Origin of the sequence: Staphylococcus sp. GDH8C109P, assembly GCF_017893405.1 — a bacterium.
Taxonomy (GTDB): Bacteria; Bacillota; Bacilli; order Staphylococcales; family Staphylococcaceae; genus Staphylococcus; species Staphylococcus cohnii.
In genome coordinates this window covers 105,538-128,270 of the sequence record NZ_JAESMX010000014.1, presented here as the reverse complement: position 1 = coordinate 128,270, position 22,733 = coordinate 105,538, and the positions used below count along the sequence as shown (strand labels likewise).

Below are 22,733 nucleotides of genomic sequence, written 5' to 3'. Positions count from 1 at the left end.
AACCATGTAGCCATTTTAAATACAATTAACGGTTAATGACTTTAGTTATTGTTTTTTTAGATATGCATTTAATTAAAAATAATAATAATAAATATTTTTGAAAAATGTATTGTGTATTATAGCGAGGTGTATTATGTTAATTTAGAAAGTGATTTAATGTGAAAGCTTAAGATTTTATCAAAAAATGAAATGCGGGGGTTATCATGGAATATTTGCTCAATGTACAAAATTTAAATAAAACTTACGTTGATTCAGATTTTAATTTAAATCAAATTAATCTATCCATCGAACCCAATACAGTGGTAGGACTTATTGGGAAAAACGGTTCTGGTAAATCTACATTGATTAATACATTAGTGGGGAATCGCTTTGCAGATGCTGGGGACATTCAATTTTTTGATACACAGATTTCTCGCGATGACTATGCGTATAAAGAACATCTAGGTGTTGTATTTGATGATCTTCGACTGCCTAATAAACTTAACGCAAAACAAATTAGTAAAGTGTTTTCTAATATTTATCGCACATGGGATGAACAACATTTTTTTGAAATGTTGGAGAATTTTGAATTACCAAAAGAACGTCAAATTAAGACCTTCTCTCGTGGTATGAGTATGAAAATTTCAATATCCATTGCACTGTCTCACGATAGTAAACTTTTAATCCTTGACGAAGCCACAGCAGGAATGGATGTTTCGGGCCGTGAAGAAGTACTAGAAATATTAGAAGATTTTGTTGATAAAGGTAATGGTATATTAATTTCATCACATATTTCGGAAGATATAGAAACCCTTGCAGATAAGCTAATATTTATGAAAAATGGACGTATTTTATTACAAGAGCACAAAGATACATTATTAAAGGATTATGGCATTGTTTCGTTTGAAGAAGGGGAATTTGATGTTAATCATAGTAATGTTGTTGCTTATCGCCTACATAAAGGAACAGGAAAAGCACTTGTAAACCAAAATAAAGATATAGAGTTAGCACAACCATTAAAAAATATTGATGATGCCACAAAAATATTAATGAGAGGAGAATTAGCATGAAGGGTTACTTACTGAGTTATTATTTTACAAACCAAAAATCAATATATACATATTTATTGATAAGTATTCCAATTTGTTTATTTTTCTCTTTTACCAATCCATTAATGGCTAGTTTCATGCCTATGATATTTTTAGTTTCACCTGCTACAGATAATTTAAAAAATGAAAAAGACTCAAAGTGGATGTATTTTGTTTCTACATTACCCTATAGCAGAAACACTTACGTGAGTAGTCATTTTGCATTTTATAGCTTATTAGCATTAACAGGTATGGTGGTTTCACTTGTGATTAATGCAATTGTTGCGAGTAGTATTGTAAGTGGAGTGAATTCAGCGTTACTTGGTACAGGATTTATCGCGTTGTATTCGCTTATTTTTCCGTTTACTTTTAAAATGGGTGCAGAAAAATCAAATGTCATATTTATGATTGTATCCATTATCGTAGTTATTTTATTCTTTATTTATTATTTTGTAGGTATGGCCATATTATCAAATACAGATAATTTTATGGGAGAAATGACTAAAAACCTATGGTATGGTGGCGTTTTTGCTTTAATTGGCTTAATCGTTATGGCGCTTTCATTTATTGCTTCTAAGCAAGCATTTAAATATAAAGAGCTATAATGAACAAAGCTTAACATACTGTCTATCTTGACAAACACGAATAATCGTTATATCTTGATAATATTAAAAGTTAAAAATTCAGGCATACTTTTCTATGTTTTCTATGTAATTAAAGCTTTAGCAAGTTGTTAATCAGTGTGTATTGGCAAATTGAAAAAGTGAATAAATAGTAGTAGAAATAAGAAATTGTACGTCTTAACGTATAAAATGTAAAATCAACATATTTGAAAATAAATGAATATATAATAGGTAGCAAAGCAAAACACTCATCATATGTGCGTTGTAATGAAGCCGACAATGATAATAAGTCAGTATCGATTTATTGTTAATTGTCGGCTTTTTTCGTGGAAAATATAAATTTAAATTGAGTGCTTTATTACTATTATAAATTTAAATGTCGTATTGCAGAAAGTAAGGTGATAATTGTGATTGACGCGCATATTTTTATAACATTATTATTTTTAACTTTAATTATTTCAATTTTAAGTAGTCTCTTTTTCTTAATAAAAAAAATATCGCCTAAATATGCACGAATACATATTTATATTGTAGTATTACCGGCAATTGTGGCTAGCTCAGGTCTTATATTGTCACAAAAAAATATAGAGATAGGTATATGGCGCTCTGACGTATTATCTTGGCTTATGGTTGGTTTTGTCCTCGTCATTGGTGTGATCATCCAACGTTACTGTATTCGTTATTTAGCTGGTGATAAAAGCTATAAAAAATATTTCACTTTATTTACTTTTACGACTACCTTTGCATCATTGGCTTGGTTAACTGCGGATATGAGAATTATGGTGATCAGCTGGGGATGTACGTTATTAGGACTTACGATTTTGATCAGTTTAACAAGTGCCTGGAAAGTTACACGTGAAGCAGCGAAGGTAACAGGTAGATTATTCTTGTTAAGTTGGGTTGCGTTATTAAGTGCTGTTTTGTGGATTGGATTATCTACCGGTGAATGGCATTATTCTGTAGCTTTAAATGAAGCGCATTTGTCCATGATTAATGGTTTGGCACAATTTGGTATTAATTTACTCATTGTACTAGCTGTTATGATTCCAGCTGCACAATGGCCCTTTCAACGTTGGTTAATCGAATCTGTAGCAGCACCTACACCAGTTTCTGCGATTATGCATGCTGGTATCGTTAATGCGGGTGGTATTATGTTAACCAGATTTTCAGGCATTTTTAGTGGCGACATTGCATCTGTAATTTTATTAATTTTTGCTAGTGTCTCCGTATTACTTGGTGCAGGCATTAGTTTAGTCCATGTGGATTATAAAAGATTATTGGTGGGTTCTACGATAGGCCAAATGGGCTTTATGTTGATTCAATGTGCATTAGGTGCTTATATTCCTGCAATCATTCACTTGATTTTACATGGTTTATTCAAAGCGACTTTATTTTTACGCTCTGGATCGGCAGTGCGTCATTTTAGTGTACCGAGTCGTGCAAATGAAAGAATGTCATATGTATGGATAATCAGTGGTCGTATTTTAGCGTTCTTGATTGGATTAGGCTTTTGGTTGAGTGCGCCAGAAGAAAGTTATCGTCTAGTGAGCGGTCTTATTTTAGCATGGTCCTTATCTGTCTCATGGACACAGTTAGTAGCTTTTGGTGAAGGCAACTTTGGCCGTGTGATAGGTATGACGATACTCATTGTTGTAGGTGCAGTTTATTTTGTGGTGCATCATTATTTTTCAGGTGCATTACATACTCTGACAATTCACAGCGTACAACCACCTACTTTTATCGTTATTGCCGTAGCAATCATTTTATTGTTGGGTAGTTTAATTAGTACCTGGGTAGCACGTCACCGGTCTTCTGTCGTATTTTCAATTCTGTATATGTGGATTGTTCGTTTAGGAGATGCAAAGGTTGAAACGGTTGAACGTCATCCTAATTATTTAAAATCTTATTTGTCAAAAGGAGGGCACTAAATGGGAAAGCATAAAGAAATGACAAACCAAAATCAGCACAAAGATGATATCGATCAAATAATTTCTAAAGCGAGTAGGGTTATCGTTCCTTTATCTCCTATTTCTGTGTTTGCCGCAAGAAACCCTTGGTCAAATTTAGAGGAATATGAATTTAAAAATGTGGCACAATGGTTAAAAAATGTCCGTGACGTAGATATCTATCCTACAATGTATATGTTTGAACAAGCATATCAACGTGACGAAATTGATAAAGATATGATTGAAGTTAAATTACAAGAATGGTTAAATCAATCGGTAGTCTCGATAGATAGACAGTTTGCTGAAAGTTATGCTAGAGCGATGTTAGATTTGTCTAATATTGTAGATGTAACGTGTCATTCTGAAAATAAAAGACAAGTCAATCAACATAATGAAAAAATTAATTTAGACGATGAAACTAATAGTGTGCCATTAGTAAGTACATATATTACGGATAAAAATGATAGACGATTGATAGATGTTGTAGATTATCACGTTATTAAATGGTGTAAATTATTTTTAGATGATGCACAATCAGGATGGACGATGCCTAATAGAGAAAAGGGATTATTCTTTGCATGGCAACGTTTGGTACAACATGATCCAGCATTGACCAAGCAACAACGTTCACGCTTGAAAACATTGCCAAACCAAGCTGAAACCCTCATTCATATGGTCTTACAAAAGCTTGGTATTGCTGACGCACAGTATCAAACATATTTGGAAAATCATTTACTATCATTACCTGGATGGGCTGGTATGATGCTATGGCAAGATGAACAAGCATCTAATACTGATCAAATGTTATTGTCTTATTTAGCCATTCGTCTTGGTATAGAATGGGCCATTGTTGAACCTTATTTACCTGTGAATTCAGCAGAGAATCCAACAACATATGAACGCGATGAATTCGCAGAATATTGGATTGCTATTGATATGTTTACGACAGAGCAATGGCAACAACTATCTAAATCTGAAAAAAACGCTTATATAGATTTTGCATTACAATTTGAAAAACAAGGTCGTAGACAAATTTTATTAACGGCTTGGGAAGCAACATACGCGCATCAATTGGAAGGTACAATGACCACACATAGAATTAATGCACAAGAAAGACAAAAGCTGCAAGTACAAATGGCATTTTGTATAGATGTACGCTCGGAACCTTTTCGACGTCAAATAGAAGCGGCTGGTGCATTTGAAACAATCGGTATTGCAGGATTTTTTGGTTTACCAATTGTCAAAGAAGAGTTGGGTCAATCACATAGTCACCCGTCTTTACCTGTGATGAATCCGCCACAACATAAAATTAAAGAATACACAAATGAGCAAGAACCTACAACCTTTCGACAGCATCAACATATACTAAAATCGATTACGTATACATTTAAAAAAATGAAACAAAATGCTTTGCCGAGTCTACTATTACCAGAATTAAGTGGCCCTTGGTTATCGCTTCAAATGTTTTCGCGAAGTTTCGCACCGAGACCAATAGGTCAATTGATACGAAAATTTTATGATAGTTGGTTACAAAAACCACATGACACAGCGTTATCCTTAGAGCATCGTAATATTAATGAAGAGGGTATACCAGTCGGTTTTACAAATGAAGAAAAAGTAGATTATGTGCAACAAGCACTGCGCTTAATGGGATTGACTTTAGATTTTGCGCCGTTAATCGTATTGTGTGGGCATGGTAGTCAAAGTGCGAATAATCCATATGCTTCTTCATTGGACTGTGGTGCGTGTGGTGGTGCTGCGAGCGGATTTAACGCGAAGGTATTAGCCCAGCTTTGTAACTTAACTGAAGTTAGAACAGCGTTAAATGAGAGAGATATTGTCATTCCAGAAGACACTGTCTTTGCAGCAGCAGAACACCAAACATCAACCGATGAATTAAATTGGATATACTTACCAACAATGTCAAAATCTGCGCAAAATGCTTTGAACCAAATTCAAACTGCAATGTCTGATATTACCTATAGAGCAAATGCGCAACGATTGAAAGCATTACCAGACAATCATATCTTAAAACAAGATCCAATCAAAGAAGCACATCGTTTATCAAACGATTGGAGTGAGATTAGACCTGAATGGGGCTTAGCGAAAAATGCTTCATTTATTATAGGTCCACGTGATTTAACAAAAAATAGCGACTTAAAAGGACGAGCATTTTTACACAATTATGATTGGCAACAAGATAATGATGGCAGCCTCTTAGCGAATATCATCAGCGGCCCAGCTACCGTGGCCCAATGGATTAATTTACAGTATTACGCCTCAACTGTCGCACCCCATTATTATGGTAGCGGCAGTAAAACAACACAGACAATTACGGCAGGCATAGGTGTTATGCAAGGTAATGCAAGTGATTTGTTGACGGGTCTGCCTTGGCAATCTGTAATGTCGTCAGACAATAAAATGTATCATTCTCCCATTAGGCTACTCATTGTCGTGCACGCGCCCAATGATTACATTAAACAGCTATTAAATGGACATCAGGATTTTTATCAAAAGGTACACAATGGCTGGGTTAAATTAGCAAGTATTGATGAATTTGGTAATTGGCAACATTGGTCAGTTGATTAACTTAATCAGCGTTGTTTAGATTTGTTCATGGACAGAATAAGTAAATGATTTTTATATGATTTATCCAATTATTTTCTAGGTAATTGCGCATAACTATGGAGAAAAATTTATAAAAATGATAATGTTAGCATTATTAAATAATACAACAATTAATTTTGATTCTATGGGAGATGCATTCGACATGAAAACAACAAAAGGTACCTATGAGTCTGAAATCAGTAAAGCAATTACGCAATGGGAAAAAGACTTTCTTGGTCGTGGCTCACTGTCTGTGAAAACTGATATTTTGCGTGATATGATTATTGTTACTTTACAGGGTGTGTTGACACAAGCTGAATATAAAGTTTGTGAGACACATGAAGGATTATTAACAATTAAACGTACGAGATCTAAACTCGTAGAATCTGGTATAGAGGCACTTGACGATATTGTTTTTTCAGTTACTGGTGAAGCAGTCAAAGGATTTCACACGGATTTAAGTTCTAAAACAGGTGAACGTGTCATGATATTTAAACTTTATAATAATCTTGAGAAAAAAATAGTAGAATAAAGAAAATAATTGATGAAAGTGATATCTAAAAACTGAGGAAGTGCTTTATTTCAAGAGACGTTTGTAGTAATATTACTTACTGAGTGTGAAGGAATCATAATTTTAAATTATGGTTCTTTTTCTTTTGTCTTTTTTAAATTACATAATTTAAATTTAATTAAACGTAAAAATTATATAAACTATATTTAAAAATTGATAGTATAAAGTGAGTAATGATAATATGGGAGCTTCTGGTTATAATCATACAAGCTGTAGCATGCTTTCTATGTAAATAAAAGTAGATATATACCCAAAATGATACGTTTATTCGTCAGACAAATTTTAAAATTTAGTCGGAAGTTGGATGTGTTTAACAGTTTAAATAATTATAATAGAATAAGAAGAGTCTTTGATTAAGGGAGGAAATATTATTGGATCAAATCAAAAGTATCATGTATTCCTTAATAGAACCTTTAACTAAACCCGAAACATATCAAACGCTAATTTCCAATCTCATTATGATTGTGATATATATCATAGTAGCGTGGATAGTATTGCGTTTTATTAATAAAGGAATAGAACAATTTTTCAAAATACAAAATAAAGGCAAAAAAGCGAATAAAAAACGTTCAGCAACACTCGTATCATTAGTTCAAAATATCGTATCGTATGTGGTATGGTTTATAGTGTTAACAACCATTTTAAGCAAGTTTGGTATTAGTGTTGAAGGTATTATTGCAAGTGCTGGGGTTGTTGGTTTAGCTGTTGGTTTTGGTGCACAAACAGTTGTTAAAGATATTATCACTGGTTTCTTCATTATATTCGAAAATCAATTTGATGTAGGAGATTATGTTAAAATAAATAATGGTGGTACAACTGTTGCAGAAGGTACAGTTAAAGTCATCGGTTTAAGATCAACAAAAATAAATACCATTACAGGTGAATTAACGACATTACCAAATGGCAGCATGGGTGAGATTACAAATTATTCAGTGACTAACGGTGAAGCAATTGTCGAAATCCCAGTTTCAGTAGAGGAAGATATTGATCAAGTAGAAAATGTCTTAACAGACCATTTTCAATCGATACAAACAAATTATTATTTGTTTATCTCTACACCGCAAGTTGTTGGTATCAATTCAATCAGTCGAGATGAAATTGTATTGAGTGTATCTGCTGAAACAATTCCGGGCGAAGGTGCTTCCGGAGCGCGTATATTAAGAAAAGAAATATTGAAATTGTTTAAGCAAAAAGATATTAAAACACCTAAGCCGATGATGTTACAATATGATCCTAATCAACAAAATAATGCTTAAATATTCGGAGGAGTGACAGAATGACATCAAATTACGGTTTAAATGACATTGTAGAGATGAAAAAGCAACACGCCTGTGGTACGAATCGTTTTAAAATCATTCGTGTAGGGGCAGATATCCGAATAAAATGTGAAAATTGTCAAAGAAGCATTATGATTCCGCGACAAACATTTAATAAGAAACTGAAAAAAATATTAGTATCTCATCAAGATACTGAAAAATAAGGAGAATGAATAAATGGCTCTAACAGCAGGTATCGTTGGGCTTCCAAACGTAGGGAAGTCAACACTTTTCAATGCAATTACTAAAGCGGGTGCGCTCGCAGCGAATTACCCATTCGCAACGATTGATCCTAACGTGGGGATTGTCGAAGTTCCAGATAGTAGATTAGATGTATTGACAGATATGGTACAACCAAAGAAAACAATCCCAACAACTTTTGAATTCACTGATATTGCAGGTATTGTTAAAGGAGCTTCAAAAGGAGAAGGGTTAGGAAATAAATTCCTATCTCATATTCGTGAAGTTGATGCAATTTGCCAAGTTGTACGTGCATTCGATGATGATAATGTGACACATGTTTCTGGTCGTGTTAATCCTATTGATGATATAGAAGTTATCAATATGGAACTTGTATTGGCAGACTTGGAATCAGTTGAAAAACGTCTACCAAAATTAGAAAAAATGGCAAGACAAAAAGATAAAGATGCGGTTAATGAAGTTCGCATTTTATCAAGAATTAAAGAAGCTTTAGAAGAAGGTAATCCAGTAAGAAGTTTAGAATTTACGGAAGAAGATCAAAAATTTGTAAATCAAGCACAATTGTTAACATCTAAAGAAATGTTATATATTGCTAATGTCGGAGAAGACGAAATTGGCGATGAAGATAATGAAAAAGTTCAAGCTATTCGTGAATATGCTGATAAAGAAAGTTCAGAAGTCATTGTCATCAGTGCTAAGATTGAAGAAGAAATTGCTACATTGGATGATGATGATAGAGCAATGTTCTTAGAAGATTTAGGCATTGAAGAACCTGGTTTAGATCGTTTAATTCGCACAACTTATGACTTGTTAGGTTTGGCAACTTACTTTACAGCGGGTGTACAAGAAGTACGTGCTTGGACATTCATTAAAGGCATGACAGCTCCGCAATGTGCAGGGATTATCCATACAGACTTTGAGCGCGGCTTCATTCGTGCAGAAGTAACGAGCTATGATGACTATGTAGAATTTAATGGTGAAAATGGTGCTAAAGAAGCTGGAAAACAAAGATTAGAAGGTAAAGAATATATCATGAAAGATGGAGACATCGTTCACTTTAGATTTAATGTATAAAATAAAAGCTTACGTGTTACTTAAATTGTAACGCGTAAGCTTTTTTCAGAAATTTGGAAAGTAAGTATGCCGGGAGTCTAGAATATCCATTTGATTCATAGACATGCTTGTAATAAATTTAGCTAGCATTAGGTTGAAATTTGAACTATATATACTTCTTAATCCTTGATGTATGAATAAATACATACGGTGATACGAATATAGGTTAGAGGTGAAAATGACATGACTTTAGTTGTGCTAAGTTTTACATATCAAAATAGCATTGTGAATGCTGCGATGAAAAACTTAAGATGTAAACCATGATGTGTCTACACCAGGTCCCGTATAATTGGCGTCGACATTTTGGTTTAATTCAGGTGAAGCATAGCTATCTGTATATTGCCATAACACATGCTCTTGTGTTGGTTGTTCTTGGTTATAGTTAGCGAGCCAATAACCATCATATTGTCCCACTGATTCTGACGCATGTTCTTTCATAAAGTTCTCATATGAATAAAATAAGATTTTTTTATTTCCAGCAAGGCTGCGCATTTTGTCATACCAGGCAGTTGTACTTTCATCAGCTGTACCCGATGTCACAGTATTTTCTTCAAAATCATTAATATAAAAACTGGCTTTAGGTGCACGATTGTACAAGGTTTGTGCTTCATATCTAGCATCATCAGGGTTTTCATACATACTATAAGAGTAAACGCCAAAATCCAAATTATATTTATCTAATAGATTTGAGTTATGCTCTAATGTCGCATCGACTTTTTCGGAACCATATTGCGCACGAATAATAATGAAATCATAATTTGCTTTTAAATCTTTGACTTGTTGCGCTGAAAGCTTACCTTGCCATTCAGAAATGTCTAAGACACGTTCACCAGAAGCTGTTGTACTGGCATTAGAACGAAAGGCACTTTCTTGAGTTTCATTATTTTTTTCTTCTGGATGCTTTTCAATATATTTTTGATAACCATATCCCATTGTGCCTTTTTGATTTGCTGTATTTTCAGCTGCGTGTACAGTATTAAATGTTATTGTAGTTGCAAACAGGACACTCATGGACAGCAATCCTTTTTTAATAACTGAAGTCATATAAATCTCCTTTGATTAATTTTGAGTTATGTAAATACGCCCGTAATTGTAATGATACAAATCAAGAACGTACATGATATGCTATTAGAATTAAAATGATTTATCAAGCTTATCTGGGATAGTTTTTAAATTTATTTATAATCATTTGTAAATGAATATAATATATAATTTTTTATATAGAGCATTGTATGAATTTGTGAGCTGTAGATGCCGAGTTGATAAAATGTTTCATATGAAACATGATGCAAAAATGTCATTTTGAACGTCTGATAATCATTGTAAAATGTAAAGCGTTGTGCTATAATTCTTGATTGTGAGTAATGAAAATTATTCCTTGCTTACCACAATGATGGTGAGCCGCATAGACCACAAGGAGGTGCAATTATAAAATGAGAACATATGAAGTTATGTACATCGTTCGTCCGAACATTGAAGAAGATGCTAAAAAAGCTGTCGTTGAACGTTTCAACGGTATCTTAGCTTCTCACGGATCAGAGGTTTTAGAAACTAAAGATTGGGGCAAACGTCGTTTAGCTTACGAAATTAATGATTTCAGTGAAGGTTACTACAACATCGTACGTATCCAAACTGAAGATAATGAAGCGACTGACGAATTCCAACGTTTAGCTAAAATCACAGACGATATCATCCGTTATATCGTAATTCGTGAAGACGAAGATAAGACAAGAAAATAATAAATGGGGGTCGTTTAAATGATAAATAGAGTTGTTTTAGTCGGTCGTTTAACGAAAGATCCAGAATATAGAACAACACCCTCAGGCGTGAGTGTTGCGACTTTTACTCTAGCAGTAAATCGTACGTTTACAAATGCGCAAGGGGAACGCGAAGCTGATTTCATTAACTGCGTTGTTTTTAGAAAACAAGCAGAAAATGTAAATAACTACTTATTCAAAGGTAGTCTAGCTGGCGTTGACGGTCGCATTCAATCACGTAGCTACGAAAACCAAGAAGGTCGTCGTATATTTGTAACTGAAGTTGTCTGTGATAGTGTTCAATTCCTTGAACCTAAAAACCAAAATCAGCGTCATGCTCAAGAAGGAAATAATAATTTCCAGAATTTTGGTGGACAACAATCCGGACAAAATACGTCATCTTATCAAAACAATAACAATAATAATAATTCATCAAACAATAATCAATCAGATAACCCATTTGCAAATGCAAACGGCCCTATTGATATTAGTGATGATGATCTACCATTCTAATTATAATGAACGTATAAAATTAAAAAACTATTAAAAGGAGGCAGTTACCATGGCAGGTGGACCAAGAAGAGGCGGACGTCGTCGTAAAAAAGTTTGTTATTTCACAGCAAACGGAATTACACACATCGACTATAAAGATACAGAATTATTAAAACGTTTTATCTCAGAACGCGGTAAAATTTTACCACGTCGTGTAACAGGTACTTCAGCTAAATATCAACGTATGTTGACATTAGCTATTAAACGTTCTCGTCATATGGCTTTATTACCATATGTTAAAGAAGAACAATAATAGATATTGTATCTGAAAACCCCGTAGGCATATACCTACGGGGTTATTTTTGTGGATTTGGAATCGAAAAAGGGCAGGATGTGAAAATTTTAACTTCCAAAATACATAGTTAAGAACAAACCAATTAATTACATAATTACTACCCTAGATTCATTTGTTATCTCTACATATAAAAAAACATGATAAAGGGAAACACGATCTACCCATGAAGAAAATTATTTGTCATTTAATAGACCAAGATTTGACTTCTTCATTTATTCAGAACTATTCATCATCTTCCAATAAATTAGCGACAATAACAGTTATATCTTTTGTAACAGGGTTGATACTTACATCTTCGTTGTAGCCTAAAGAATATACTTGCATTGAAAATTAATAATGTATCTTCATTAACAACAACATCATGTGAACCTTTTCCATTTATAGTGACATTCTAATCATTAAATTTAAATTGCATGATAAATTTCTCCTTTGTTATATATTATTCTTCTTTCTCAAATCCGCATATTAAACAAATTAGAAACGCTACAAAAACTGCTGGTACAAATATAGATACTACTAAAAGTGGTATTGACATCAGTAAGTAGTTATAATCGTATTTATATTTACCTATTTTCATAATATCCCTCCCTTTATTTACTATCCTTATCATTTCTTCTGCGTTTTAAATATGATTTGATTTCTAATATTAGAATAAGTATAAAAACAATTAAACTAAGTATTGAAAAGCTCAAAAAAATTGTACTATCCTTAGTTAATATATTATGAATTGATAAAATGATAAAAAATATAATTATAGGCAAAGGTGATAAGTCTTCTGATTCGAACGTTTTAGAATTTTTGTTTATCACTGTATCTTCTTTTTTTCTGGAAACTTTTAATAATAAAATAGAATTTATTAAAATTAAAAGGATAAGTAATATTGCCACAGTCAAATTAATAGTATTGAAATAATCTAATATTAACAGGAGTATCAATAGGCCAAGATTAATTATGTAATGTATTTTCAATGGCTTGTTCATTACCTCCCTCCCTTTTCAGGACTACTTAATTAAAATATTACTATGTATCTCGCAACCTTAAAACAGGGCGTACATGTACAAAGACACGTAGTGGGTGTTGCTATTCCTTATTCTTCTTTCTCTCTTTAATAAACTCCTTAATATACAAGTAACTATCGAGCATTATACTGAATATAAAATCTATTACTTTAATTACCATACCTATAATATACTCCACAGCGATACCCCTTTGTAAACGTAATAGGTATTAATATACTTTATGAACGTATGAAAGGACACAGTTATTGTTCCTATTCTTTTATCTCATCTTCTTTTTTATTTTTACGTCTAAACATCTTACTCAATAACTTTGATGTTTCCTGTTCAAATAAGCTTACTATAGTTACAATTATATCTATTATTTTGATTATGATTCCTATAAGTATATCCACAATGATGCTCCTTTATGTAAGTAAGTAATGAGTACGATTTATTGAATTTTTGTTTGATCGTTGAATTTTATAATCCTTAAATTTGAAAAGGTGAAAAAACGTTCCCAACCATTTTTGTTAATTTAAGAGCTAATGCACTAAATTGGTGCATCTGTTTATTATCAGAGTAAGACTATATAACAAAAAGTCCGATTGCATTAGTAAAAAAATTAATAATTGCCAATATCAAAAATGTAATAGCTCAAGTTTATCAAAATATCATTCCAAAAAGTTAGTATTTATAGAAACATCTTGTTTAATCAATAATATGGTTTTAAAGTAACTTATTTAAAATAACTTAAGTAGATTGCAATAATAACAAAGATTGCTGCACAAATAGCGTGTACTATTAAGATTAAATTAAATTGTTTCTTAGTCATAGGTTTAAAATTGTTACGTCTTACTCTTCTATTATTTTCCCAACGATATATGGATGCCCAAAAATAAGCGTAAATAGGTATAATGATGATTCCTAATATTATCGCAACAGGTAAACTCATTGTTAATCACCTTTTTGTATAAGGATAGCATGGAAATAATTAATTGTTAACAATGTAAAAATGAACGTTAGTTCTTGGAATGATACTGTGTTATTACTGTTTAATGGATGTAGTGTTAGAGGTTTATAAATGCTGTGGAGCTATCATTCATACATAACAAAAAACTAATTTTTACACCACCTTAATTGAAATGAATTTTAATTTTGTTAAACTTATTTTGGAGATGTTATTTATATAGTAATTTGGGAGAATTATTATATAAAAGGAGATTTAATATTGAATAAGCAAATTAAAAAAATATTAACTGCTAGTGTAGCTACAGCGATTTTATCTGGTCCTGTATATTTTACTATTGATTCTGGTAAAGCGAATGCTGAAACTAGAAGTGAAATAGATAAAGAAATGAATCAAAGAAAAGAGATTGGTGATGCACTATTAAAAGAGATTGATAATAGTAAAAGTGATTTTAAAGATCCAGCAGTTGCTGAAAGGCTAAAAGGTCAAGTGAAAAATTATAGAGATGGTATAGCTGAAAGAGGCAAAGCCACAATGACGGCAAAAGCAGGAGCTCAAGCAATTAGAGCTACTGTAAATAAAGTCGGTGAAAAGGCATGGAATAAATTGGTAAAGAAAATAGAAAATACAACTGGTACTAAGCTCGTTATGTTCCATTATCAAAGTATTAATAAATTTTGTGATATTTTAACAGGTTTTGAAGGCAACTTAGCAGATGGCATAGCGAATGGGTTAACTAATAAGTTTGGTTTTAATAATCAATTTGCATATGTCGTTGCTAGAGCATTTATAGCAATTGTTTTGTAGGTTTTACATATGAGTAATAATAAAAAAATTTATCTAATATTTTTAGTAATAACATTTATAATTTATATTTCTTTGCCAATTATTTTTGATGATAATTCTTTTAACATACGTTTATTTGCCATATTCCCATTATTATTTTTTGGTGCATTTTTATTTTCTTCTAACTCTAATAATAAGAAGTAATGAAAATAATTGTGTACAATATTTTTTTACACTAATGTAATTTAATATAAAAAGGAAGTAGATATTATTCCTAAATCTCAACAAATAATATTAGCCATTTTGCTATTTTTTATGAGTTTTAATTTTTTGTTACCTATAATAGGAGCAATTTTTCAAATTGAAATTTTAGAGTTTGGTTCAACTTTTATAAAGCTAATTGATAGCATTACTTTAATAGTTGCAATCATCTTTGTATACAGACAAATTAAACGTAAAGGTTTATGAATAGAAGTATGTAACCCAATACTTTTGATATGAGGAGTGGTATGTAGGATAAACATCTATTACTTGATCTATTTTTTATATTTATATTCTGAATAAGATTAAATAAACTGAAATAAAGATTTCTAGAAGGGAGTATTTTAGTCTATGAAATTAAGTCAATGGATAATTTGTATAGTGACTGGAGGATTAATTTTTTTAGTTTCCTTTTATATGGGAGATATGAATTTTTGGCCATCTTTGATTAATGGGTTAATAGGGTTTGTAGGATCTGTTTTTGTAGGAGAAGGTTTAAAAAAAGGTGGAAAATTATGAAGAAAAAAGATTTGAAAATTTTAAAGATTACTTTCTCTGGGTTAACAGCTATTTTATTTTATATTTCTGGATTATGGATTGTTAGTGCTTTCTTTGCTTTACTGTCATTGTATTTTATGGATGAAAAAAAGAAATGAGTTATATGTATAATACAATTCTAAACATCAATACGTGCTGCTGTAGGTTGTTCATATTTCTAATATGTTAGTTTGTGTTTGGTTGTGAACTACACAAAATGCAAGGAGAAGTCTATGTTTGTTATTGATAAAGGTTTTATTATTAGAACTTTAAAAATATTTTTATTTAGTCTGAGTATAATGATCTTAACAATTGTAATTACATATAGTATCGATATGAATGTGGAAGCAATGATTAAAGGTATAGATAACGATATATCCAGTTCTGTTAAACAATCTTCAGGACTAGGTGCAGTTATTATATATATCGTAAATAATGGTTTTATAGTTCCACTACAAATGTTTTTGCTTTCACTAATACCTATTCAATTTTTATACTTCTTTAATTTGATATATAGTTCTATATTGCCAGGTATTGTGATTGGTATTTTATTAAAAATTGATTTTTATAAAGCTATAGCTAACATCATATCTGTATTTCCTCACACTACACTAGAAATTTTAGATTTCTGTATGTTTGCAAGTATATTGTTTCAGCTAAATAAATCAATTCGAAGTAAAATCAGAGAGCTATTTAATAAGAATAATAGTGAACGAACATCTGTTATAAAATCACTTTTCAGTACAATCAAAATCTATATATTTGCAGTGATACCAGTAATAATATTAGCAGCAATTTGTGAAGAATATTTAAGAGAGTTTTTATATTCGATTCTTACAGGTATATAATTAACAACCCATCAGCATAATTTCTGATGGGTTGTTTCGTATTATGTTTAAAAACTTTATAAATTACAAAAATAAAATTTTGAAAGAGTGATAATTATGATTGAAAAGTTGAAATCTGTAGATGAAGCACCGATTGAACTTCTGTTGTTGGCAGACCCATCAAAAAATTTAATTTTAAATTATTTAAAAAAAGGGGAATGCTTTGTATACAAAGAAAATAATGAGGCTTTAGGATGCTATGTATTACAAAAAATTAATCAAGATAAAATTGAATTAGTTAACATTGCAGTACTAGAATCTAATCAGAAGATGGGGATTGGTAAAAAGTTACTAGCAAATGCTTTTGAATATGCCAAGAAGAATGGTTACAAAAATATAGAGGTTGGAACAGGTAATTCTAGTATAGGGCAAATTGTATTTTATCAAAAAATGGGTTTTAGAATGTGTAATGTAGATGTAGGATTTTATGATAGAAATTATAATGAAAAAATTTATGAAAATGGCATATTGTGTAGGGATATGATTCGTTTTATAAAGGAATTGTAAGTGGACTTTTAGAAAGAGCGTACAACTTTAAAATTGAAATACAGACTATTTTATACACAATATAAATTTAATCGAGGGTGTGTTAGTATGAAATCATATTTAAAACAATATTTGTGAGGACTTTTATATGAAATCTTAGAAAGGTGTTTGCAACTATCGCATCATTTATTGTAGGTAGCTTTTTTAGCTATTTAGCAGACATCACTTTTTTGAATAAGATTTTTTACAAGAAAGATAATAAAACTAAAAAGAAGGACTGAATTCACGATGACAATTTGGCTTTCAATATTGGGAATGTGGTTTTGCATAGGAATTGCATTCTTAGCCATTTATTTAAATAAGAAAAACAATAAAAATTAATGAGTAATGGAACACATAAATTTGAAAAATGAAAGGCTGTGTTTATTTGGTTTTTGTATACATAATTTTATCAGCTATTTTACTTTATTATGCAATTAAATACGGTATTAGAGACGGTTTGATTGATCATGATTCTAATAAAGAAAAACTTATCTATTTAAATAAAAGTGCAAATTTATTTGAAGAAATTGGTAATTTATATAGTGCTGTGGCTAAAGAGGACAAATCTAAAGCTAAGAGCATATATGATAAGTCACTAGATGTATTATTGTCTGAAGTGGAGACTAATGAAAAGTACAATACTATGATCGAATTAAAAAAACAGATAATAAATTTGAAAGATGGATAAATTAATATTAGGAGATGAATAATATGGACGTACTAAAAATTATATTTTTAATTTTATCTGTGATTTCACTCGTGATTTTTATTGGTTATTCTATCTTTACTTTTTATTATATTTTAAGTAAAAAGAAAAATGAAATGTCTGATAATGAATATCAAGAAAAACTTAAAAAGATAGGCATAACAAATGCTATAATTCTTATTGTAGTGGTTCTAGTTACTGTTGTTTACACTTTGATTCCTTGATCAATAATAAAAGGTTATAGCTCATTTGATTTAATAAAGTTTGATACAAAGCATACGTAATATTAAGGAAAAAAGGAATGGTTTTGATAATGAAGGCAAATGCCTTTATAACAGCTTTTTGAACATTAATGATTATTAATAAAATAGTAGTATATATAAAGCACAATAATAGATATTGTATCTGAAAACCCCGTAGGCATATACCTACGGGTTATTTTTGTGTGTTATATATTTTGGGAAAGGACATTAAACTTTATTCAAGTGTAAGAAATTACTAATTTTAAATAAGTGTATTTTAAGTTTTTTAAGTGAACTTTCTATAATTTCATTATTGTTGAAGTTTACGTAGTGATGATTTAGATTAATCGTCATCATCTAATAAATTTATAACATTTACAATGATTTCTCTTGTATCAACATTAAACGAGACATCATTTCCATAACTTAGTGATTTAACTTTTATAGTATCATTTTCCAATTTTAAATATAGAGCAACGTGTTGATAGTTTTCTAAAATAACTAGTGTATCTTCGTCTCTGACTATATTATATGATCCTTTGCCATTAATTGTAACTATCCAATTATTGAATTCCATTATACCAATCTCCTTTTATATACTATGCTTCTTTTTCTAATCCTAAAATAACCATTAACACAGCTGAAATGAGCATGAATGGTACAAAAATAGAAGTTATTAAAAAACTAGCAATCATGATTAGATAAAACTCATCAATTTTATATTTGCCAAATTTCATCATATCACTCCTCATAAAGTTATATTACTTCTTGTTATAGTCGTCTATCGTAACGCCGTCTTTTTCAACTTTTTTCGTGCTTGCTCGTATTAATAAAATTGCATTACCCATAAAAATTATTGCTAATATTAATAAAATGGTAAATCCACCAATATTTGTATAATTAAAAATAATGAGTGCAATCATTAAAATGATATTAATTGTATGGTGTATAGCCATTCTCTTATTCATTTTCTCCACTCCTCAAATATTAATCCTTTGGTTTTAACATTTGGAATCAAAGATTTGTAATGAACTACCTAGCATTATTGTATTTTGACTCGAAATCCATGAGTGCAATAGTATAATTTTTCCACCATGAATCTTTTTCGTAATATTCTAAAAGTACTTTTAATTCCATAATGCTATATGTAACTGTACAATCTGCAAATATTAAAGGATAAGATAGTGTATGTCCTTCATACCAAAAGCCCATATCAACAATTAATCTATTCAAATTATGTCAACTCCTAGAATAATTTGGATGGATACAACATATATTTTATAAAAAGTATGTTAGCATTGAAATAATATTATAACAAAAAGGGGTATTTATATGTGGAATAATATTGAGATAGTTGTTTCATTTATTATATTTGTAGGTGCACTCATATTTGCTGTTTATTCATTTTACAATAATTCTATTACAGTAGGTATTGGTGCTTTAATTGTGACTACAGTAAGTATCTATTACATAGTTCAAGCATTGAGATACAAAAGAAAAGAAAGAGAAGATAATTACTAAGTGTAGGTATTGTATTAAATAATTATAGAGACATCGCATAATTCAGCACATTATTAATAAATCAAATCAGTATATAAGTTTATGTAATACGAGTGAGGTATTTTTCTAAAAATATTTGTTCAACAGGAGTGAGAAATTTGAAAAATAATATGGATATGAGTTTTATAATTACTAATTTTATGAATATAATTTTAGTACTATTATTTGCTTTTGGCGCGTTTAATCACCTTAATAGTTTTCTTACAGTGATTTTTACTATAATAACTGTTTTAAATGCAGGCTTTTTGCTTTATAAAAGTATCGAAATTTCAAAGAAAAATAACCATTAAAAGCCTTAACTAAGGTATTTTCAACACTATATAATCCACTGACAGAAATTTAAAAACATAAATACTAATCTTAAGTATTTTAAAATGATTGTTCATATAGCATTTTGGAGGTGTTTTATGAATCATGAAAATAATAAGAGAAAATATCAAACAATAGAAGTTATAGCAAATACATTAGGCATAGTAGCATTGATATTAGTATTTGCCTCATTGATCCTAGCTTTGATCTTTGAATGGAAATTTCTAGATTATGTTGTTAACGGGTCTGGCGTACTTATTATACTAAGCTTAATCATAAGTGCGATACCGCACGTTATGGAAAAAAATATCAAGATAATCGTTTTTGATATTATCTTTATCGTAATAATAGCGATTATATTTTATAGTTTATAAGGGGTTATGTATGAAATTTATCACTAAAATTTTAGATGTTTTAGTATGGATATGTGTTATTTTATTGTTTAGTAAGTATATTGTTAAATATGCAAATATGATGTTTGATTGGAATTTAAGATGGTATTTTCTTGAAGATATTCCTCATTTAGCATTGATATTATTTATTTTACTATTTATATTTGCAGTACCTTCTGAAATGATAAAAGAAAAACATAATAATGAATAAAGTTTTACATATATTTTTGTGTTGTTAGAATAGAGGGCTTTGAATGATTTTGATGATATTAATCATCTTTTTATTAATTAATCTCTTGCCAGCACTATATTTTGGCAAAAAGTATAGTGATTTGAAGAAGAAAACTGCATCAAATCAAGACTTTGAAAAGTTATCAGATTCAATGATGCATGTAGATAAATTTATAATACCATTGTCTATCATTATAGTTATAATGCTTTATTTTATTAAATGAAAAAATAAAATTATAAGATGAAATCAAGCAAGTGTTATAATATTCAAATTTAAGATTTACATTATCGTCATGTAGTTTTATAATTAGTTTTGCATGCCCACGGGTGTGCGAAAATGAGGAGATGGGTTTTCTGTGTGCCCTTGGGCATGCAGAAGATTCATAACTCCCGTTATAAGGCCCCTTTTATTAGGGGTCTTTTTGTGTTTAAAAACATTGATTACTATTTACGTAAATAAAGTAATTGTGGTATTGTATTTTCATGTTGGTTATCGTAATATTCATGTGTTTAAAAATATACAAATAAAAAGGAGTTTATGCATATGAGTTTTATAATAATGATCATTGTAGGTGGCCTAATTGGCTGGATTGCAGGCGCTATCGTAGGTAAAGATATTCCAGGAGGTATCATTGGTAATATTGTTGCTGGTCTAGTTGGTTCTGCGATTGGTAGTAGATTGCTAGGTACTTGGGGCCCAGTATGGGGCGGTGTACCAATTTTCCCAGCATTGATTGGGTCAATTGTATTAATATTTATCGCTTCACTTATTATTAGTGCGCTAAGAAAAAAATAATTAAGATAAATCGACTTACAAAAAGTTAGAAAAAATTTTTATTATAACGGGTAGAAATTATGATCTTTTTTGTAAAGATATTACGATAATCAACGACCATCTCACATTTATATTATAAAGGTGGTTTAGTATGATAAACATTATTTCAGCTATTGGTTCTATTGGAACTTTTATAATGGCACTATTTTACTTTGTATCAGTTTCAATACAACTGTACCAAATGAAAATAAGTTTTATTCCTGCGCTTGGATTTAATCAAATTTTACTTTCTTTAGATAAAGATAATCAATTACAAATGATTAATACAAGTTCTGATTCTGTTGAACATCAAGATTATTTAAAATTGTTTAATCTAGGTGGCGGGGCAGCAAAAGATATTGAGATTGAAATAATTCTTAATGAAGATAACGTAATTCAAAAGAAATATGTAAGTATATTACCAAGTAAAGAAGGCTATTTATTACCAATTAATAAAGACGTTTTTGATGAATTGCAAAGTACCATTCAAAATAATGGTTATGAATCTAATTTAAATATTAGAATTAATTATTACCATAACGTTAGTAGAAAAGTAAAAACAATTATGCTCAATGGTAAATTAGATAGATTTAATACGTATGATGAAAAAGAACTTTATGAATTACAATTTATTAATAAATAATACAATTTGTGCTTTGTGCATATATATATAAACATTTTATGAAAAACACTCATTAGATAACTTTAAGGTTATGGTGAGTGTTTTTGTTATGTTTTATGACATAGATTTGCTGAAGATTTGGTTTAAATATACAATGAAGCAGAGGTGAAACGATATGATACGACAAGCAGGACAATCAGACTTACAATCGATTTTAACTATATATAATCATGCAATATTAAATACGACCGCAGTTTATACATATGAGCCAGTAACCATTGAAGAAAGAGAAGCTTGGTTTCATACAAAATTAGAGCAAGACGAACCCATTTTTGTATATTTAAAAGATGACAAAGTTGTTGGATTTGCAACGTATGGATCGTTTAGAAATTGGCCAGCGTATCAACACACTGTAGAACATTCGATTTATGTTGATCCAGAAACGAGAAATGAAGGTATAGCTTCACAACTGTTAGTTAAATTAATTGAAGAGATCAAAAACAGAAATTATAAGACAATTGTTGCAGGTATTGACGCATCAAATAATGCTAGCATTAAATTACATGAAAAATATGGTTTTGAATTTTGCGGAAATATAAAAAGTGTCGGTTACAAATTTGGCAGATGGTTGGACTTAGCTTTTTATCAATTGATATTGAAATAATTATGTTTAAAGCCAAATGATGGTATTTTAAGCAAGTAATTAATTTATTATAAAAATCGAACTAAAACCAGGTATTTGATAGAAAACAAAAGTGGTAGTTAGTTTAATGTATGGAAAGGGTATGGATAAATAAATAATATGACCTTTTCATAAGAGATTTATGTTTTTATGTAATGATACG

The 22,733-nt window shown here is 30.4% G+C and carries 34 protein-coding genes; 26 read left to right on the top strand and 8 right to left on the bottom strand.

Features of this window, described 5'->3' with window-relative positions:
• Positions 1-203 precede the first annotated feature (203 nt).
• The 8 genes from KA867_RS07400 to ychF all read left to right on the top strand — a co-directional run bounded on the left by KA867_RS07400 (position 204) and on the right by ychF (position 9,405).
• Positions 204-1,049, top strand: coding sequence for an ABC transporter ATP-binding protein (locus KA867_RS07400; RefSeq protein WP_210137562.1), 846 nt, complete (start codon positions 204-206; stop codon positions 1,047-1,049).
• Entirely contained in the window at positions 1,046-1,672 is a 627-nt protein-coding gene (locus KA867_RS07395; protein WP_210137561.1) for an ABC-2 transporter permease, read from the top strand. Before KA867_RS07400 ends, KA867_RS07395 begins: the two co-directional genes overlap by 4 nt.
• Positions 1,673-2,088: 416 nt before the next feature.
• On the top strand, positions 2,089-3,618 hold the full coding sequence (locus KA867_RS07390; protein ID WP_210137560.1) for an NADH dehydrogenase subunit 5: 1,530 nt from the start codon (positions 2,089-2,091) through the stop codon (positions 3,616-3,618).
• Positions 3,619-6,225, top strand: coding sequence for a DUF2309 domain-containing protein (locus KA867_RS07385; RefSeq protein WP_210137559.1), 2,607 nt, complete (start codon positions 3,619-3,621; stop codon positions 6,223-6,225). It abuts the gene before it with no gap.
• A gap of 181 nt (positions 6,226-6,406) precedes the next feature.
• Entirely contained in the window at positions 6,407-6,775 is a 369-nt protein-coding gene (locus KA867_RS07380) for a Na-translocating system protein MpsC family protein (protein WP_026034821.1), read from the top strand.
• A gap of 410 nt (positions 6,776-7,185) precedes the next feature.
• Positions 7,186-8,070, top strand: coding sequence for a mechanosensitive ion channel family protein (locus KA867_RS07375; protein ID WP_210137558.1), 885 nt, complete (start codon positions 7,186-7,188; stop codon positions 8,068-8,070).
• 20 nt (positions 8,071-8,090) lie between these two features.
• Positions 8,091-8,294: a DUF951 domain-containing protein gene (locus tag KA867_RS07370; protein WP_019469840.1), complete on the top strand. Its 204-nt coding sequence runs from the start codon at positions 8,091-8,093 to the stop codon at positions 8,292-8,294.
• A 13-nt stretch (positions 8,295-8,307) separates the two neighbouring features.
• Positions 8,308-9,405, top strand: coding sequence for a redox-regulated ATPase YchF (ychF, locus tag KA867_RS07365; RefSeq protein WP_019469841.1), 1,098 nt, complete (start codon positions 8,308-8,310; stop codon positions 9,403-9,405).
• 285 nt (positions 9,406-9,690) lie between these two features.
• On the opposite strand, the gene KA867_RS07360 is transcribed toward ychF, so the two are convergent.
• The gene (locus KA867_RS07360) at positions 9,691-10,488 is read right to left on the bottom strand and encodes a GH25 family lysozyme (RefSeq protein WP_210137557.1); all 798 of its coding nucleotides are present in this window, start codon (positions 10,486-10,488) and stop codon (positions 9,691-9,693) included.
• 389 nt (positions 10,489-10,877) lie between these two features.
• Here KA867_RS07360 and rpsF point away from each other — a divergent pair, with 389 nt between their 5' ends.
• From rpsF to rpsR, 3 genes are read left to right on the top strand one after another with little or no spacing between them, the layout of a single operon-like run.
• Complete coding sequence (gene rpsF / locus KA867_RS07355; RefSeq protein ID WP_019469843.1) at positions 10,878-11,183, top strand: 30S ribosomal protein S6; 306 nt, start codon at positions 10,878-10,880, stop codon at positions 11,181-11,183.
• An 18-nt stretch (positions 11,184-11,201) separates the two neighbouring features.
• Positions 11,202-11,714 (top strand): single-stranded DNA-binding protein, encoded by a 513-nt coding sequence (ssb, locus tag KA867_RS07350; RefSeq protein WP_107385199.1) that lies wholly within the window; start codon positions 11,202-11,204, stop codon positions 11,712-11,714.
• Between the two features lie 49 nt (positions 11,715-11,763).
• On the top strand, positions 11,764-12,006 hold the full coding sequence (gene rpsR, locus KA867_RS07345) for a 30S ribosomal protein S18 (protein ID WP_002484306.1): 243 nt from the start codon (positions 11,764-11,766) through the stop codon (positions 12,004-12,006).
• Positions 12,007-12,487: 481 nt separating this feature from the next.
• Here the strand turns inward: rpsR and KA867_RS07335 are convergent, their stop codons facing one another.
• From KA867_RS07335 to KA867_RS07325, 3 genes are all read right to left on the bottom strand, one after another.
• On the bottom strand, positions 12,488-12,625 hold the full coding sequence (locus KA867_RS07335) for a hypothetical protein (protein ID WP_210137556.1): 138 nt from the start codon (positions 12,623-12,625) through the stop codon (positions 12,488-12,490).
• A gap of 13 nt (positions 12,626-12,638) precedes the next feature.
• Positions 12,639-13,028 carry a hypothetical protein gene (locus KA867_RS07330; protein ID WP_210137555.1) on the bottom strand — a complete coding sequence of 130 codons (390 nt, stop codon included), beginning with the start codon at positions 13,026-13,028 and terminating at the stop codon, positions 12,639-12,641.
• A 754-nt stretch (positions 13,029-13,782) separates the two neighbouring features.
• The gene (locus tag KA867_RS07325; RefSeq protein WP_210137554.1) at positions 13,783-13,998 is read right to left on the bottom strand and encodes a hypothetical protein; all 216 of its coding nucleotides are present in this window, start codon (positions 13,996-13,998) and stop codon (positions 13,783-13,785) included.
• A gap of 276 nt (positions 13,999-14,274) precedes the next feature.
• Between KA867_RS07325 and KA867_RS07320 the strand changes: the two genes are divergently transcribed.
• The 7 genes from KA867_RS07320 (at position 14,275) to KA867_RS07290 (ending at position 17,942) form a co-directional block, all read left to right on the top strand.
• Positions 14,275-14,820: a hypothetical protein gene (locus KA867_RS07320; RefSeq protein WP_210137553.1), complete on the top strand. Its 546-nt coding sequence runs from the start codon at positions 14,275-14,277 to the stop codon at positions 14,818-14,820.
• Positions 14,821-15,411: 591 nt separating this feature from the next.
• A complete protein-coding gene (locus KA867_RS07315; protein ID WP_019469855.1) occupies positions 15,412-15,579 on the top strand; it encodes a hypothetical protein in 168 nt (55 codons plus the stop codon).
• Complete coding sequence (locus KA867_RS07310; RefSeq protein ID WP_019469856.1) at positions 15,576-15,716, top strand: hypothetical protein; 141 nt, start codon at positions 15,576-15,578, stop codon at positions 15,714-15,716. Before KA867_RS07315 ends, KA867_RS07310 begins: the two co-directional genes overlap by 4 nt.
• Positions 15,717-15,830: 114 nt before the next feature.
• Complete coding sequence (locus KA867_RS07305) at positions 15,831-16,445, top strand: stage II sporulation protein M (RefSeq protein WP_210137552.1); 615 nt, start codon at positions 15,831-15,833, stop codon at positions 16,443-16,445.
• Positions 16,446-16,541: 96 nt separating this feature from the next.
• Positions 16,542-16,991, top strand: a complete 450-nt coding sequence (locus tag KA867_RS07300) for a GNAT family N-acetyltransferase (RefSeq protein WP_210137551.1) — start codon at positions 16,542-16,544, stop codon at positions 16,989-16,991.
• Between the two features lie 406 nt (positions 16,992-17,397).
• Positions 17,398-17,700 carry a hypothetical protein gene (locus KA867_RS07295; protein WP_210137550.1) on the top strand — a complete coding sequence of 101 codons (303 nt, stop codon included), beginning with the start codon at positions 17,398-17,400 and terminating at the stop codon, positions 17,698-17,700.
• A gap of 23 nt (positions 17,701-17,723) precedes the next feature.
• Positions 17,724-17,942 (top strand): hypothetical protein, encoded by a 219-nt coding sequence (locus KA867_RS07290; RefSeq protein ID WP_019469862.1) that lies wholly within the window; start codon positions 17,724-17,726, stop codon positions 17,940-17,942.
• Positions 17,943-18,303: 361 nt separating this feature from the next.
• On the opposite strand, the gene KA867_RS07285 is transcribed toward KA867_RS07290, so the two are convergent.
• From KA867_RS07285 to KA867_RS07270, 4 genes are all read right to left on the bottom strand, one after another.
• Positions 18,304-18,537, bottom strand: coding sequence for a hypothetical protein (locus tag KA867_RS07285; RefSeq protein ID WP_210137549.1), 234 nt, complete (start codon positions 18,535-18,537; stop codon positions 18,304-18,306).
• Positions 18,538-18,559: 22 nt separating this feature from the next.
• Complete coding sequence (locus KA867_RS07280; RefSeq protein ID WP_210137548.1) at positions 18,560-18,697, bottom strand: hypothetical protein; 138 nt, start codon at positions 18,695-18,697, stop codon at positions 18,560-18,562.
• Positions 18,698-18,721: 24 nt separating this feature from the next.
• Positions 18,722-18,928, bottom strand: coding sequence for a hypothetical protein (locus KA867_RS07275; RefSeq protein ID WP_019469864.1), 207 nt, complete (start codon positions 18,926-18,928; stop codon positions 18,722-18,724).
• 64 nt (positions 18,929-18,992) lie between these two features.
• A complete protein-coding gene (locus KA867_RS07270; RefSeq protein ID WP_210137547.1) occupies positions 18,993-19,193 on the bottom strand; it encodes a hypothetical protein in 201 nt (66 codons plus the stop codon).
• A gap of 99 nt (positions 19,194-19,292) precedes the next feature.
• Here KA867_RS07270 and KA867_RS07265 point away from each other — a divergent pair, with 99 nt between their 5' ends.
• The 8 genes from KA867_RS07265 (at position 19,293) to KA867_RS07230 (ending at position 22,552) form a co-directional block, all read left to right on the top strand.
• Positions 19,293-19,481: a hypothetical protein gene (locus tag KA867_RS07265; RefSeq protein WP_210137546.1), complete on the top strand. Its 189-nt coding sequence runs from the start codon at positions 19,293-19,295 to the stop codon at positions 19,479-19,481.
• Positions 19,482-19,618: 137 nt separating this feature from the next.
• Complete coding sequence (locus tag KA867_RS07260; protein ID WP_210137545.1) at positions 19,619-19,810, top strand: hypothetical protein; 192 nt, start codon at positions 19,619-19,621, stop codon at positions 19,808-19,810.
• A gap of 117 nt (positions 19,811-19,927) precedes the next feature.
• Positions 19,928-20,203, top strand: coding sequence for a hypothetical protein (locus tag KA867_RS07255; RefSeq protein WP_210137544.1), 276 nt, complete (start codon positions 19,928-19,930; stop codon positions 20,201-20,203).
• A 10-nt stretch (positions 20,204-20,213) separates the two neighbouring features.
• Entirely contained in the window at positions 20,214-20,432 is a 219-nt protein-coding gene (elxI1, locus tag KA867_RS07250) for an epilancin biosynthesis-related protein ElxI1 (RefSeq protein WP_019469869.1), read from the top strand.
• A 43-nt stretch (positions 20,433-20,475) separates the two neighbouring features.
• Complete coding sequence (locus tag KA867_RS07245; protein ID WP_210137543.1) at positions 20,476-20,676, top strand: hypothetical protein; 201 nt, start codon at positions 20,476-20,478, stop codon at positions 20,674-20,676.
• Between the two features lie 320 nt (positions 20,677-20,996).
• Positions 20,997-21,248 carry a GlsB/YeaQ/YmgE family stress response membrane protein gene (locus KA867_RS07240; protein ID WP_210137542.1) on the top strand — a complete coding sequence of 84 codons (252 nt, stop codon included), beginning with the start codon at positions 20,997-20,999 and terminating at the stop codon, positions 21,246-21,248.
• Positions 21,249-21,378: 130 nt separating this feature from the next.
• Complete coding sequence (locus tag KA867_RS07235) at positions 21,379-21,909, top strand: hypothetical protein (protein WP_107383841.1); 531 nt, start codon at positions 21,379-21,381, stop codon at positions 21,907-21,909.
• Between the two features lie 154 nt (positions 21,910-22,063).
• On the top strand, positions 22,064-22,552 hold the full coding sequence (locus KA867_RS07230; protein ID WP_210137541.1) for a GNAT family N-acetyltransferase: 489 nt from the start codon (positions 22,064-22,066) through the stop codon (positions 22,550-22,552).
• Positions 22,553-22,733 lie beyond the last annotated feature (181 nt).

Excerpts from the sequence above, each read along its gene's own strand:
- KA867_RS07370 (WP_019469840.1), top strand. The coding sequence starts at position 8,091 with ATGACATCAAATTACGGTTTAAATGACATTGTAGAGATGAAAAAGCAA.
- KA867_RS07400 (WP_210137562.1), top strand. The coding sequence starts at position 204 with ATGGAATATTTGCTCAATGTACAAAATTTAAATAAAACTTACGTTGAT.
- KA867_RS07395 (WP_210137561.1), top strand. The coding sequence starts at position 1,046 with ATGAAGGGTTACTTACTGAGTTATTATTTTACAAACCAAAAATCAATA.
- KA867_RS07310 (WP_019469856.1), top strand. The coding sequence starts at position 15,576 with ATGAAGAAAAAAGATTTGAAAATTTTAAAGATTACTTTCTCTGGGTTA.
- KA867_RS07385 (WP_210137559.1), top strand. The coding sequence starts at position 3,619 with ATGGGAAAGCATAAAGAAATGACAAACCAAAATCAGCACAAAGATGAT.
- KA867_RS07245 (WP_210137543.1), top strand. The coding sequence starts at position 20,476 with ATGATTTTGATGATATTAATCATCTTTTTATTAATTAATCTCTTGCCA.
- KA867_RS07265 (WP_210137546.1), top strand. The coding sequence starts at position 19,293 with ATGTGGAATAATATTGAGATAGTTGTTTCATTTATTATATTTGTAGGT.
- KA867_RS07285 (WP_210137549.1), bottom strand. The coding sequence starts at position 18,537 with ATGGAATTCAATAATTGGATAGTTACAATTAATGGCAAAGGATCATAT.
- KA867_RS07300 (WP_210137551.1), top strand. The coding sequence starts at position 16,542 with ATGATTGAAAAGTTGAAATCTGTAGATGAAGCACCGATTGAACTTCTG.
- KA867_RS07315 (WP_019469855.1), top strand. The coding sequence starts at position 15,412 with ATGAAATTAAGTCAATGGATAATTTGTATAGTGACTGGAGGATTAATT.
- KA867_RS07380 (WP_026034821.1), top strand. The coding sequence starts at position 6,407 with ATGAAAACAACAAAAGGTACCTATGAGTCTGAAATCAGTAAAGCAATT.
- KA867_RS07235 (WP_107383841.1), top strand. The coding sequence starts at position 21,379 with ATGATAAACATTATTTCAGCTATTGGTTCTATTGGAACTTTTATAATG.
- KA867_RS07280 (WP_210137548.1), bottom strand. The coding sequence starts at position 18,697 with ATGAAATTTGGCAAATATAAAATTGATGAGTTTTATCTAATCATGATT.
- ssb (WP_107385199.1), top strand. The coding sequence starts at position 11,202 with ATGATAAATAGAGTTGTTTTAGTCGGTCGTTTAACGAAAGATCCAGAA.
- KA867_RS07290 (WP_019469862.1), top strand. The coding sequence starts at position 17,724 with ATGGACGTACTAAAAATTATATTTTTAATTTTATCTGTGATTTCACTC.
- KA867_RS07230 (WP_210137541.1), top strand. The coding sequence starts at position 22,064 with ATGATACGACAAGCAGGACAATCAGACTTACAATCGATTTTAACTATA.
- KA867_RS07240 (WP_210137542.1), top strand. The coding sequence starts at position 20,997 with ATGAGTTTTATAATAATGATCATTGTAGGTGGCCTAATTGGCTGGATT.
- rpsR (WP_002484306.1), top strand. The coding sequence starts at position 11,764 with ATGGCAGGTGGACCAAGAAGAGGCGGACGTCGTCGTAAAAAAGTTTGT.
- rpsF (WP_019469843.1), top strand. The coding sequence starts at position 10,878 with ATGAGAACATATGAAGTTATGTACATCGTTCGTCCGAACATTGAAGAA.
- elxI1 (WP_019469869.1), top strand. The coding sequence starts at position 20,214 with ATGAAATTTATCACTAAAATTTTAGATGTTTTAGTATGGATATGTGTT.
- KA867_RS07275 (WP_019469864.1), bottom strand. The coding sequence starts at position 18,928 with ATGAATAAGAGAATGGCTATACACCATACAATTAATATCATTTTAATG.
- KA867_RS07335 (WP_210137556.1), bottom strand. The coding sequence starts at position 12,625 with ATGAAAATAGGTAAATATAAATACGATTATAACTACTTACTGATGTCA.
- KA867_RS07325 (WP_210137554.1), bottom strand. The coding sequence starts at position 13,998 with ATGAGTTTACCTGTTGCGATAATATTAGGAATCATCATTATACCTATT.
- KA867_RS07360 (WP_210137557.1), bottom strand. The coding sequence starts at position 10,488 with ATGACTTCAGTTATTAAAAAAGGATTGCTGTCCATGAGTGTCCTGTTT.
- KA867_RS07255 (WP_210137544.1), top strand. The coding sequence starts at position 19,928 with ATGAATCATGAAAATAATAAGAGAAAATATCAAACAATAGAAGTTATA.
- ychF (WP_019469841.1), top strand. The coding sequence starts at position 8,308 with ATGGCTCTAACAGCAGGTATCGTTGGGCTTCCAAACGTAGGGAAGTCA.
- KA867_RS07330 (WP_210137555.1), bottom strand. The coding sequence starts at position 13,028 with ATGAACAAGCCATTGAAAATACATTACATAATTAATCTTGGCCTATTG.
- KA867_RS07305 (WP_210137552.1), top strand. The coding sequence starts at position 15,831 with ATGTTTGTTATTGATAAAGGTTTTATTATTAGAACTTTAAAAATATTT.